At 47.9% G+C, this 13,130-nt stretch carries 10 protein-coding genes; all 10 read left to right on the forward strand.

The window, feature by feature from the left end; translation table 11 throughout:
• Positions 1-596 precede the first annotated feature (596 nt).
• The 10 genes from K6T23_RS03220 (at position 597) to K6T23_RS03265 (ending at position 13,081) form a co-directional block, all read left to right on the forward strand.
• Positions 597-1,547, forward strand: coding sequence for an ABC transporter permease (locus K6T23_RS03220; protein WP_079515375.1), 951 nt, complete (start codon positions 597-599; stop codon positions 1,545-1,547).
• Entirely contained in the window at positions 1,540-2,490 is a 951-nt protein-coding gene (locus K6T23_RS03225) for an iron chelate uptake ABC transporter family permease subunit (protein WP_056533021.1), read from the forward strand. The genes K6T23_RS03220 and K6T23_RS03225 overlap by 8 nt, the downstream gene beginning before the upstream one ends.
• Positions 2,487-3,248 (forward strand): iron ABC transporter ATP-binding protein, encoded by a 762-nt coding sequence (locus tag K6T23_RS03230; protein ID WP_056533024.1) that lies wholly within the window; start codon positions 2,487-2,489, stop codon positions 3,246-3,248. The genes K6T23_RS03225 and K6T23_RS03230 overlap by 4 nt, the downstream gene beginning before the upstream one ends.
• 28 nt (positions 3,249-3,276) lie before the next feature.
• A complete protein-coding gene (locus K6T23_RS03235) occupies positions 3,277-4,212 on the forward strand; it encodes a siderophore ABC transporter substrate-binding protein (protein ID WP_056533026.1) in 936 nt (311 codons plus the stop codon).
• A gap of 396 nt (positions 4,213-4,608) precedes the next feature.
• Positions 4,609-5,703 (forward strand): carbohydrate kinase, encoded by a 1,095-nt coding sequence (locus K6T23_RS03240; RefSeq protein WP_079514774.1) that lies wholly within the window; start codon positions 4,609-4,611, stop codon positions 5,701-5,703.
• 18 nt (positions 5,704-5,721) lie between these two features.
• Entirely contained in the window at positions 5,722-6,657 is a 936-nt protein-coding gene (locus K6T23_RS03245) for a pseudouridine-5'-phosphate glycosidase (RefSeq protein ID WP_079514775.1), read from the forward strand.
• Positions 6,658-6,817: 160 nt separating this feature from the next.
• Positions 6,818-9,226: a PAS domain-containing protein gene (locus tag K6T23_RS03250; RefSeq protein WP_179125699.1), complete on the forward strand. Its 2,409-nt coding sequence runs from the start codon at positions 6,818-6,820 to the stop codon at positions 9,224-9,226.
• 157 nt (positions 9,227-9,383) lie between these two features.
• On the forward strand, positions 9,384-10,694 hold the full coding sequence (locus K6T23_RS03255; protein WP_079514777.1) for an FAD-dependent oxidoreductase: 1,311 nt from the start codon (positions 9,384-9,386) through the stop codon (positions 10,692-10,694).
• Complete coding sequence (locus tag K6T23_RS03260; protein WP_056533042.1) at positions 10,691-11,680, forward strand: class I SAM-dependent methyltransferase; 990 nt, start codon at positions 10,691-10,693, stop codon at positions 11,678-11,680. Before K6T23_RS03255 ends, K6T23_RS03260 begins: the two co-directional genes overlap by 4 nt.
• 99 nt (positions 11,681-11,779) lie before the next feature.
• Positions 11,780-13,081, forward strand: a complete 1,302-nt coding sequence (locus K6T23_RS03265; protein WP_238283572.1) for a lysine N(6)-hydroxylase/L-ornithine N(5)-oxygenase family protein — start codon at positions 11,780-11,782, stop codon at positions 13,079-13,081.
• Positions 13,082-13,130: the final 49 nt, after the last annotated feature.

The raw sequence follows: 13,130 nt of genomic DNA on the forward strand, positions 1-13,130 counted from the left end.
AGTAAATGACTTTCACACTACTATATAGGACTACCCGCCATATAAGAATCGAAGAGTGTATTGAAGTGGAAGGCGCTTGACTCCAGCGGAAAAGGAGGAGTGGCGAGACCCCGCAGGCACGAGGAGGCTCGACGCCCTCCCCGCAGGAAAGCAAGCGCCTGCAACGAAAAGGAACGATTTCGGTCACATTCATCATTCCTCAAAAGCCAACCTTGACTCATGAATTTAGTTAGAAGACTATAAATAAACGACTTTCTCAAAAGGGTATAAGACTACCCGTCACATAAATACCGAAGAGTGTATTGAAGCGGAAGGCGCTTGACTGCAGCGGAAAAGGAGGAAGGGCGAGACCCCGCAGGAAAGCAAGCGCCTGTAGCGAAAAGGAACGATTCCGGTCACATTCATCACTCCTCAAAAGCCAATCTCCATTAAAAATGGCAATAAGAAAAAAGCCCTACTAATAATGATAATCATTTTCAATTAGTCGTTGACAGCTCATCATCCCCTCTTGTAATATGATTGTTATACAAATGATAATGATTTTCAATTGCAATTAAACAGGAAGGAAAGATTGAGGGTATGACATGATCGTGCTACTGAAAAAAAGATACTTATTGATTTTACTGATCCTCCTCTCAGCCCTTTCTTTATTTGTCGGGGTGAGCAGCATCTCGCCGGCGGATTTACTCAGTGGAAGGACGGATGAGGTGGAGGTGTTCCTGGTCAGCAGGCTACCGAGGCTTGTGGCGATCCTACTGGCAGGAGCGGGGATGAGCATTGCCGGCCTCATCATGCAGAGCCTGAGCCGGAATAAGTTTGTATCTCCGACCACGGCGGGGACGATGGATGCGACAAGGCTCGGGATCCTTGTATCGATGATCATTTTCGTCGAGGCATCCACGATGGAGAAGCTTCTTGTGGCGTTTGCTTTTGCCATGGCGGGTACATTCCTGTTCATGCAGATCCTCGACCGGATCAAGTTCAAAGATGCTGTCTTCATTCCCTTGGTGGGGCTGATGCTCGGGAATGTCCTGTCGTCTGTCACGACATTTTTTGCCTACAAGGCGAATCTCATCCAGAATATGTCTTCATGGCTGCAGGGGGATTTCTCCCTCATCATGAAGGGAAGATACGAGCTTTTATACATAAGTGTACCGGTCATCATACTTGCCTATCTCTTCGCCAATCGCTTTACGGTTGCGGGAATGGGAGAGGAGTTTTCGAAGAATCTGGGGATGTCCTACAGAAGTATCGTGAACATCGGGTTGATACTTACATCACTCGTGACGGTAACCGTGATTTTGACCGTGGGGATGATCCCCTTCCTCGGGCTCATCGTCCCGAATATCGTGTCCCTTTTCAAAGGGGATCACCTCCAGAGAACGCTGCCTCACACGGCCATCGTGGGAGCGATCTTTCTTCTAGTTTGCGATATCCTCGGGAGGATCATTATCTTCCCTTATGAAATCTCCATCAGCCTGATGGTCGGGGTCATCGGAAGTGCAATCTTCCTCTACATGCTTTTAAGGAGGAAGGGATATGAATAATCGGTCAAAACTGATGCTACTATCGGTCGCTGCCCTTGCGGCAATAGGGGCTTACCTATTTTACGGCCTGAATGGCAGCTATGAGTATGCCCTGCCGCGGAGAGGGATGAAGGCGCTGGCCATGCTTCTGACGGGTGTAGCCATTGCCTATTCCACCGTAGTGTTCCAGACAATCACCCATAACAAGATTCTGACCCCAAGCATCATGGGACTTGATTCCCTTTACATGCTGCTACAGACGGTCATTATTTTCTTCTTGGGGTCGAGTCACTATCTGATTGTGAATAAGAACGCGAATTTCTTTCTATCCATCGCAGCCATGGTCGTGTTTGCCTTGCTTCTCTATCAGCTCATGTTCAAAGGGAGCAAGCAACCGATCTACTTCCTGCTTCTCATCGGCATCATACTCGGGACGTTTTTCCAGAGTATATCCTCGTTCCTGCAGGTACTGATTGATCCGAATGAATTCCTGAGTGTGCAAGATAAGATGTTTGCAAGCTTCAACAATATCAGTTCCGACCTCGTTTGGGTGGCGGGGGGTGTCATCATCCTGGTCCTCATATATGGATGGAGGCAAATGGCTGAACTTGATGTGGTATCCCTGGGCAGGGAAACGGCGATCAATCTAGGTGTTCCGTACGATAAAGTGGTGAGGAGCATGCTTGTCCTGTCGTCGATCCTGATCGCTGTCTCAACGGCACTGGTGGGGCCCATCACCTTTTTCGGTCTCATCGTTGCCAATTTGAGCTACCAGCTGTTCAAGACGTACCGTCACGGTATCTTGATCGCAGGTGCCGGGATCATCAGCATCATTGCCCTGGTAGGCGGTCAATGGCTCGTGGAACGGATCTTTACGTTTTCAACGACCCTCAGTGTCATCGTGAACTTTATCGGAGGGCTTTACTTTATCTATCTACTATTGAAGGAGGCGAAGTCATCATGATCGAGATCAGGGGGTTATCGAAGAAGTATGGGAAGAAAAAAGTGGTGGCCGATGTGTCGGTCAAGATTCAAAAGGGGCAGATCACTTCGTTCATCGGTCCGAATGGTGCGGGAAAATCCACGTTACTTTCAATGGTGAGCAGACTCCTGGATTCCGACAGCGGGGAAGTCATCATCGATCAGCATGATAGTAAAAAGATCAAATCGAATGATATGGCCAAACGGATAGCTATCCTGAAGCAGTCCAATTTTTTGAATGTACGCTTAACGATCAAAGAACTCGTCTCATTTGGCCGCTTCCCCTATTCAAAAGGGAGGCTGACGGAAGAAGATGAAAAAATGGTTCAGCAATCCATTGAGTATATGAATCTGGACGAGCTTCAGGATCAGTATCTCGAGGAATTGTCGGGAGGTCAGAAACAGCGGGCGTTCATCGCCATGGTCATTGCCCAGGACACAGATTATATCCTGCTCGATGAACCACTGAATAACCTTGATATGAAGCATTCCGTGCAGATCATGAAGATCCTCAGGAAGCTGGTGGATGAGTTGGGGAAGACGGTTCTCATCGTCCTCCATGATATTAATTTCGCTTCGGTCTATTCCGACCGGATCGTGGCTATGAAGGACGGAGCAGTCGTCAAGGAGGGACCGACACAGTCGATCATCCAGACGCACTCCCTGAAGGAAATCTATGATATGGACATACCGGTTCAGCAGATGGACAACTGCAGGATCTGTGTGTACTTCAATTCATAAAAAACGTATAAAAGGAGAGAGATCAATCATGAAAAAATGGACATTCCTTGCTTTAACACTGGCAATCTTACTTTTACTGGGGGCATGCGGAAAGAAAGAAGAATCCTCCTCTTCGGCTACATCGGATGACAAGACAATCACCATCAAACACGAACTGGGAGAAGCGAAAGTAAAAGAAAATCCTGATAAAGTCGTCGTGTTCGACTTTGGTGTACTCGATACGCTTGATGAACTTGGTGTTAAGGTGGATGGTGTCCCGCAAGCGGCTGTCCCTCCGTACCTCGAGGACTATAAAAACTCCGATTACACCAATGTCGGCAGTCTGAAAGAACCCGATTTCGAAGCCATTCATTCCTTGAAGCCCGATGTGATTTTCATCTCTGCACGTCAGGCGGACCTTTATGATGAATTCGCCGATATCGCCCCGACGGTATATATCCCTGTGGACAGCACGGATTATGTGAATTCATTTAAAAGCAATATGAATACCATTGCGAAGATCTTCAACAAAGAGGATGAAATGAAGAAGGAGCTTGCAGAGGTCGATAAAGAAGTGAAAAGCATCCAGGAAGAAACAGTGTCCCTCGATTCCAACGCCCTTGTGATCATGGGAAGTTCAGAGGACATCAGCGCATTCGGACCGGAGTCCCGCTTCGGGATCATCCATGACGTCTTCGGCTTCAAACCGGCTGACGATGGAATCGAGAAATCTACACACGGTCAGAAGGTAACCTATGAATATGTGAAGGAGCAGAACCCTGGTATTCTGTTCGTCATCGACCGGGACGCAGCATTCGATCCGAAAGCAAGCATCAAGGAATCGTTCGAAAATGATCTTGTCAAAAAGACACAGGCCTTTAAAGACGACCGGATCATTTACTTGAATGGAGCTGAATGGTATCTATCAGGTGGTGGTCTTCAATCCATGAAACATATGATTGAGGATGCAAAGAAAGCATTTTAATCGAGAACCGTAACCCATTTTCAAAAAGGTTGGGACATGAGTGTTTTAGTCATAGTAAAACCCGAATTCATTTGCCAAGATCAGGCATGTGAATTCGGGTTTTTTGTGTATTTCATTGTATCTAGCGGTTGATTGGAGTGCAAGAATCCTGGGGGAGGTGTTGCTGATACGAGAAGGCTCAGAGGCTACCCACGAGAATCATGAACGGTTTAATGAACATGGAATAGTAACTTTGGTTTTGCCCAATCTCTTTTTTTGTGAAAACAAACGCGTGAATCGCGCTTTTATTCCACTAATTCTATATTTTAAAAAATATTTCTAAATTCAGACTTGTTTATTTATGGACAAAAGTTTAAAATATTAACAAATGTTACATTTTTTATAGGGGTGGAGTGAGTGAACGAAAAAGAGAAGCTGTTGCTTACCTACATAGAAGAGAATCCTTTCATGACCCAGCAGGAAATATCCGAGCGGAGCAATATGTCCAGATCGGCTGTGGCAGGTCATATATCGAATCTCATGAAGCAAGGGAAGATCCTTGGACGCGCCTATGTCCTTCCAAGGAGAAAAGGCATCACCTGTATCGGCGGAGCCAATGTAGACCGGAAGTTTCAGTTCATCGACCGGATGATTCCGGAAACGTCCAACCCGGCAACGACAGAACAAACGACAGGCGGCGTGGCCAGGAATATCGCTGAGAATCTGGGGAGGCTTGGGAGTGAAGTCAATCTAGTGACAGTGGTTGGGGAGGATACGGAAGGAAGCTGGATCCTTGACCAAACGAAGACGCATGTCGATATATCTGCTTCCCAGAGGTTGAGTGAAGCGACGGGTACCTATTCGGCCATCCTGGATGTGGACGGGGAGATGATGTTCGCCCTCGCAGATATGAATATCTACGAAAAGATCGATATCCCGTTCATTGAAAAACGGTGGGCCATCATCGGGTCATCGGAGATGGTGATGCTGGATACGAACTTCCCGCCTGATGTAATCGAATACATCATCAGACGATGCGCATCGGAAGGGGTACCGTTGACGATCATCCCGGTATCAGCTCCCAAAGTGAAGCATCTTCCCGACTCATTGGAAGGAGTCACCTGGTTCATCTGCAATAAAGGGGAAGCAGAGATGTACCTCGACATGGAGATTGAAACGGAAGGCGACTTCTTTAAAGCGGCGAAAGCCATTACACAGCGTGGTGCTGAACGGGTGGTCATCACAAGAGGTGAGATGGGTCTGATCTACTACACAGCCTATCAGGAAGCCAGTGCGATCCTGCCACCTAAGGTGGATGTGGCTGATGTGACGGGGGCAGGGGACGCTCTTGTTGCAGGCATCATTTATGGCTATTTGAGAGGATCGGATACCGACGGTTCCTGTCGGATCGGCGTTTCCTGCTCCACCATTACGATCCGTTCTCATTTTACTGTATCCCCGACTTTGAATCAGGGGAATCTGCAAGAAGAATTCAGCAGTTATTTTAACTAAATTGGAGGAATGAAAATCATGGATTTGACATCATATTTGGAGTTTTCTAGAGAAGTAGAAGAGGCGCGCCAATCAGGACAAGCCATCGTGGCGCTTGAGTCAACGATCATTTCCCACGGGATGCCATATCCCCAAAACGTGCAGATGGCAAGGGAAGTGGAAGACATCATCCGCGCAAAGGGTGCTGTACCAGCCACCATTGCCATTTTGAACGGTAAAATCAAGATTGGTCTCTCAGATGAAGAATTGGAGTATCTGGGTCAGGCAAAGGATGTCATCAAAGCGAGCCGAAGGGATCTTCCTTACATCCTTGCTTCGAAAAAAGACGGAGCAACGACGGTTGCAGCGACCATGATCTGTGCAGAACTTGCCGGAATCGCCGTCTTCGTAACAGGTGGAATCGGTGGTGTCCACCGTGGTGCCGAAACGACGATGGATATTTCTGCAGACCTTGAAGAGCTGTCCATGACGAATGTGGCAGTCGTATGTGCCGGTGCCAAATCGATCCTGGATATCGGATTGACGATGGAATATCTGGAAACAAAGGGTGTACCGGTACTAGGGTTCGGCACAGCTAAACTTCCAGCATTCTATACTCGATCCAGTGAATTCGATGTGAATTACAGGGTCGATACCCCGGAAGAAACGGCGGGCGTATTGAAGGCCAAGTGGGATATCGGCTTGAACGGAGGGGTGGTCATTGCCAATCCGATTCCGGAAGAGCATGCAATGGATGAAGCTGAAATCACGGCAATGATCGAAAATGCGCTGAAAGAAGCGGAAGAACAGCACATCAAGGGAAAAGATAGCACGCCGTTCCTTCTTGGGAAGGTAAAAGAGCTGACAGAAGGTAAGAGCCTGACAGCCAATATCGCCCTTGTAAAACATAATGCCGAAGTGGGCGCGGAGATCGCCGTTCACTATGCGGCCCAAACCCAGCAGCAAACCGTTTGATCCAGCAGCCTGAGCCACAGCAGCTCAGGCTTTTCTGTGTGAAGGCCCAATGGTATTTCATTTAGATGGAAAAATCAGTCGAATGCTCCTTAACTCCTGTTGCAAGGTGGAGTAGAATAGGGGTATAAACTGATGATTAAAGGAAGGTAATATGGCTGATATGCAACGGAAACACTTATTTTCTGCAGATGCCATCCCGGCTCCTGCAGCCCTTGTCGATCCCCTCACGCAATCCATCCTTTCGTTGAATGAAGAAATGGAAGAATGGTTGAAGGGGAACGGCCTGTCTCCCGAAACATTATTGAAACCCGAACCGATCGCAGGATACGACTGCCTATTGAGGCGCAAACAATTGGAGGATGGGACCGAATGCCTTCTCTTGATTAATCATGGGTTGGACCCGTCACCATGCAAGGAGTCAAAATCTGCCATCTACCAGTCTCTCATTCAGAATACACCTACGAGTGTTCTGATCCTGAATGTGAATGGCCTGGTACTGGAAATGAATGCATCCTTTCAGAGCCTATTCGGGCTAACCGACGGGATTATTCACCAGTCTTTCTATGATCTTGTGGAGCTTCATGAACCCTCCTTCATCCATTTGGTCAAAGAAGGGCTTAAGGGACATGATGCCACTGGGGAAGAAGTGAGGTTTCATGCAGGCGGCAGGGAGCTGACCTGCACCATCACCGTTTCACCCATCGATTACAAGTGTGGTGGGTGCATCGATAGTGTCGGGATCATCTTCCACGATATCACCGAGAAAAAAAACGCCCAGGCAGAGCTTGTCCTCCTACAGACGGAAATGGAGAATATCCTCCGTCTTCAAAAAGCGATCACCTACAAAGTGGTAAGATACGGTCATGACTTTGTGATTGAACTCGCCTCCGGCAAAATGCTATCGAGACTGGATCTCACACCTCAAAGGATGAACGGCAAGAGGATCGAGGATGTATTCGACAAGGTCCATCTGAAAAAGATCCGTCCAAAACTAGAAGCGGTCTGGGCAAAAGGAGAAGAATACACGTACGAAGATGCCTACAAAGGACTTGAATATCTCGCCTCCATCGTCCCGGTCAAAAAAGATGGCCAGGTGGTCGAAGCGATATGCTCCATCTCGGATATTTCCCTGATGAAGGATATCCAAAGACAGCTCGCAGAAAGCGAGGAAAAATACAAATCCATAGTGAAATACAGCCCGGACCATATTCTGATGGTGGATACATACGGATTTATCCAGTCCGTCAATCCGGCTGTTTATGAACACTGGGGATATGGGTTTTCAGATCTTGTCAATCGGCATTACACGTCTCTATTCGCTGAGGAATCCCAAGAAGACGCAGTGGAGAATTTCCAGATTGCCTTGAACGGAACATCATCCCGTTACCTGGCCATCGTGAGAGACGGTAAAGGAAAAGAGAGGCGGGTCACCATAACCAACATCCCGATCCGGGTGAGAGGTCAAGTGATCGGCATCTATGGGTTTGGTCAGGATGTGACGGAAAAATTAAATATGGAAGATGAACTAATGGAAGCAAAGGAACTACTCGAAGCATACTTCGAACATTCCGGGGATGGGATTGTCCTCCTCGACCCGACCGGAAGGGTCTTGAAGGTGAATCAACGATTCGAAGATATGTTTGGGTGGACGAATGAAGAGATCGTTGGAGATGTGGTCACCTTCCTGCACCGATCCGACCAGTACCATCAGTTCCAGAAAAACCTGGAAGTCGTGAAAGCGGGGAAACGCATCAAGGACCAGGAAGCTCTCCGGTACCGGAAGGACCAGACATCAATCGAGATCTCCTTCAATATGAATCCGATATTGAATAATGAAGGGTCACTGATCGGGATTTCTGCCATCATCCGTGATCTTTCCGAGAAGAAGCATCACGAAAACCTATTGAAGAAATCTGAACAGCTTGCCATGATTGGTCAGCTCGCAGCAGGTGTTGCCCATGAAATAAGGAATCCATTAACCACCCTTAAAGGATTTCTTCAACTCATGGATGAAAGAAAGGAAGACGACTTTTATCTCACTGTCATCAAGGGAGAACTCGACAGGATCGAGATCATCACGAATGAATTCCTTGCTCTCGCACGCCCGAGGGCGGTACAGTTTTCACTCACATCATTGACGAGACTCCTGACAAGTTCCGTTGATTTCATCAAGATGGAGTGTCTCAAACAGGGAGTCGATGTCCGCTTCGCCGTGGAAGAAGCTCAAGTGTATTGCGATTCCAATCAGATGAAGCAGGTCATCCTCAACGTGATGAAGAATGCACTGGAGGCGATGCAGGACGGTGGGCTCTTGAACGTCCAGCTGGAGAATGACGGCCACCACGCCAAGATTTCGATTCAGGATAATGGAAGCGGCATCCCTCCTGAGAGAATGAAGCATCTCGGCGAACCCTTCTACAGCACGAAGGAAAAAGGGACGGGCCTCGGCCTGATGATCTGTCAGAAAATCATCAAGGAACATAATGGCTCGCTCTCCATTCAGAGTAATCTTGAAGAGGGAACATCGGTTGATATCCTTCTTCCCCTTGCCTCACTCACTCATCAATAATAGAAGAAACTCGCCATACGGCGGGTTTTTTTGTTGATTCGACAGCAACTTGGTCATGAAGAAGACAGGAAATGATATTTTCCGGGAAATAAACAACACATTACGACGTTTCATGGAATTGGAAAGAGGTTACTTAATAGGAAAGAGGTGAAAAGGAATGAAGACGGATGTTCTGATTAGCGGCGGTGGAATCGGCGGACTGACCCTGGCACTTAAGTTGGCAAGATGCGGTATCGATGTAACGGTCATTGAAAGGCTGCCCGGACCTAGCCCTGTCTATAAGGGGGAGCTTCTTCAACCAAAAAGCCTGGATATTTTTGATTCATTAGGTGTGATCGAACCGGTGCTTTCCCATGGCCACCGCATAGCGGATCTGGAGCTGGTGGAACTGAAGGGGAAGCGGGCGGAGCATTCTTCCATGAGCTATTCGATCCTTCCAGGGAAATATCCTTACTCCCTTATGATCCATCATGAAAAGTTAAAAGACATCCTACGGGCCAAAGGGGAGGAATACTCCAGCTTTCACTATATGGGGAACACAGCATGTAAAAAGATCTCCGGCAAGACGGTTACAGTGGAAGACAGGAGTGAAAAAGAACCCTTTGATATTGAATGCGAATTCATCATAGGGGCAGAAGGCAGAAGTTCCGTTACCCGTGATTACATGGGGATTGAAGTGAGCGAGAAGAAGTACAATCATCACTTTCTGACGGTCACCTTCCCTAGACCCCTCGATATGACAAAAGGACGGATCGTGTCGACGTACCAATCCTTTCTCGGTCTTTTCCCCCTTCCAAATGAGGAAGTACGCTCTGTGTATCTCATCCCTGCAGGGGAATACAAGTCATTGCGTAAGAAGCCGATCTCGGAATTTCATAAGCTTTACATAGAGCTCTGTCCCGATCTTGAAGGATACGTGGATCAGATTACCGAGTGGAAGCAGATCCAGCTTATGGTCCCGATGAAATATCATGCTGATACCTATGTGAAAGATCATCTCGCATTGATCGGTGATGCGGCCCATACGGTTCACCCTATGGCAGGGGAAGGAATGAATATGGCGATCCAGGACGGAAGCGTACTCGGGGAACTGCTATGTGATATGTATGCATCTGGCAGACTGGATCCTGCCAATCTCGAGTGGTATCCGAAGGTGCGGAAGCGGAGGGTCTCCCATCAGCTCCATCTCAGTCATCTTTCAGCACTTGCCTACTCTTACCCCTACAGACCGGTGGGGTGGCTTCGGAATAAAAGCCTGCAGCGCATGGAGAAGGATCGAGTCTCCCAGTTCAAACAGATGCTGAATATCTCAGGTCTCGGTATGTGGAGGGAAACCCTGTATGACCGGATGGTCCAAGGGGGGCTTTTTCCCCTCCGTACATCATTTTTATCAAAGGAAGAGAAACTCGGTGCATCATTCACGGAAGAGCAAGACTATCCTTGGAAGGAAAAGGAGGAACTGATATGATCGGTGAAATCATGAAGGTGTGGAGGGCACGGTCATGGATGAAGAAGAATGTTCCGTTTCTATATAGTTGGCACGCCTATGTCGGGTATGAGCTCGATCTGTTCGACAGCTTCTCCCGACCCGCCACCATACAGGAAATCGCCATCCAGAAAAATCTTGAAATGGACCTGTTGGAGCAGTGGGTGGAGGTAGGCATCTCCCTGAAGCATTTAAGAAGGAAGGACGATTCAAAAGTGTCGACCAGGGGGAAGTGGAAGCTTCCTTCTTCAAAGAACGATCCCCATTCATCGGGTATCCTCCTCAAGGAAATGATGGAGCTTCATATCCCAGCCCTGCTTTCCTACCCGGAACTGCTCAGAAATCAGCGAAAGCAGCACTTCAACTCTGACCTCCACGGTTCGACCGTGGCCAAGACATCGATTCTCCTGGAGCGATTCGCTTTTCCGAAGGTTCAGAAAGCAATCAAGAAGCACCATGTCTCGACTATTCTCGATCTCGGATGCGGGGAGGGAGGCTACATACGCCGGATCGGGGAGCGCCATCCTGATAAAAAGATGGTCGGCATTGAGATTCATGAAGGCGTTGCCAAAACCGCTGCCGAAGCGCTTGAATCCTATCCGAATATAGAGGTCGTGTGTGCGGATCTTCACTCATATGAACCTGAAAACGGCTTCGACATGATCATGGCCAATAACCTATTCCACTATATTGATCCCTCCGAACGTAAAGACTTCTTCCATAAGGCATCGGAGTGGCTGGAAGAAGGCGGGGTCTTCTTCGTTCTTAGCCCCATGCAAAAGTCGAAGCACGGCCAGCAGTTCTCCAGTGCCTTCAACAGTTTCTTCATGAGCTTTCAGAATCTATATCCCATCCCTTCCCATGGAGAAATGGAAACCCTTGCTGAGAAAACGGGCTTTACATGCGAGGCAGTGGAGCCGATTGTGAAAGAAGGCGGATGGTACGCCATGACGTTCAAAAAGAACTGATCCCATGGATCGGTTTTTTTGGTGATTTATCAAAAATAGGGTAGCGCCGTCATGATTATGGGTAAAAATAAGGGAAAAGAGAAGAAGGAGGAATAGCTTGTGGTAAAACAACGATTGGATTGTGTCGGAATCGGCATCGGTCCCTATAATCTCGGGTTGGCTGCTTTGATGGAAGAAGGGACAGACCTTGAGGTGAAGTTCTTCGATCAAACACCGGAATTCATGTGGCATCCCGGTATGCTCATCGATCTGACGGATCTCCAGGTACCGTTCATGGCGGATCTGGTGACCTTCGCCAATCCTCAAAGTAAGTTCAGCTATCTAAATTATTTACATACTCATAACCGTTTGTACAAATTCTTCTTCTTCCAGACATTCGAGATGCCGAGGCAGGAATACAACGATTACGCCCGCTGGGTGGCAGGGCAGCTGCCGACCTGCCAATTCAACAGCGAAGTGACGGATGTTGTAGAAATAGAGGACGGCTATCGCGTGAACGTGAGAAACAGGACCACAGGAGAGATGGAAATGTATGAAGCCGATCACGTGGTCCTCGGAACGGGAAGCAAGCCCCTTATTCTTAAAGGGATGGAAGGTTTGCCTGAGGAAGATGTCCATCATACGAGCAAGTACCTATTCCATAAAGAATCGACGATGAAGGGGAAATCGATCACCGTGATCGGATCGGGGCAAAGCGCAGCGGAAGTATTCTATGACCTTCTGAAAGAAAAGCGGCATCACGAATACGAGCTCAATTGGTTCACTCGATCCGAAGGAATCCTCCAACTTGAAGCGTCAAAGCTCGGGCAGGAGCTCCTGGCACCGGACTATGTTGATTACTTCCATGCCTTATCGTTTGAAGAACGTGAGAAGGCCCTGGAGACCCTTGACCGACTGAGGCACGGTATTGATCAGGAAACCCTGGACGCGATCTACAAGGTCCTTTACCATCATTCATCGAGCGGTGATCCGTTGAATATTACGATCCAGCCCCTTACTGAGGTAAAGGAAATCCGTGAACTTGATGGGAGATATGAACTGAGCTGCGAGCAGTGGCAGGAAGGGGACTCTTTCACTCACGAATCGGACAAGGTGGTCCTCGCCACTGGATATAAACCAAATATTCCCGAATGGTTTTTTGAAGAATTCGAGGACAAGATCGTGTGGGAGGATGAGAAGAAATTCAAAGTCTCCCGTGATTATCAGCTTCAGTTCAAAGAGAAGCCTGAACGTGATCACTACTTCTTTACAGTGACGAATCTCGAGCATTCACATGGATCGAGTGCCACGAACCTTGGACTATCCGTCGAGAGGAATATGCGGATCATCAACGCAATCTGCAGGAAAGACGTGTATAAAGTTCAGAGCAATACAATCTTCTCCCAGTTCTCCCGAAAGTAAAAAGAACGTTTAAGGGAACTTGCACCGGGTAAACATATACCATAACCAA

Origin of the sequence: Rossellomorea marisflavi (assembly GCF_022170785.1) — a bacterium.
GTDB lineage: Bacteria > Bacillota > Bacilli > Bacillales > Bacillaceae_B > Rossellomorea > Rossellomorea marisflavi_B.

Excerpts from the sequence above, each read along its gene's own strand:
- K6T23_RS03225 (WP_056533021.1), top strand. The coding sequence starts at position 1,540 with ATGAATAATCGGTCAAAACTGATGCTACTATCGGTCGCTGCCCTTGCG.
- K6T23_RS03260 (WP_056533042.1), top strand. The coding sequence starts at position 10,691 with ATGATCGGTGAAATCATGAAGGTGTGGAGGGCACGGTCATGGATGAAG.
- K6T23_RS03235 (WP_056533026.1), top strand. The coding sequence starts at position 3,277 with ATGAAAAAATGGACATTCCTTGCTTTAACACTGGCAATCTTACTTTTA.
- K6T23_RS03255 (WP_079514777.1), top strand. The coding sequence starts at position 9,384 with ATGAAGACGGATGTTCTGATTAGCGGCGGTGGAATCGGCGGACTGACC.
- K6T23_RS03245 (WP_079514775.1), top strand. The coding sequence starts at position 5,722 with ATGGATTTGACATCATATTTGGAGTTTTCTAGAGAAGTAGAAGAGGCG.
- K6T23_RS03250 (WP_179125699.1), top strand. The coding sequence starts at position 6,818 with ATGCAACGGAAACACTTATTTTCTGCAGATGCCATCCCGGCTCCTGCA.
- K6T23_RS03230 (WP_056533024.1), top strand. The coding sequence starts at position 2,487 with ATGATCGAGATCAGGGGGTTATCGAAGAAGTATGGGAAGAAAAAAGTG.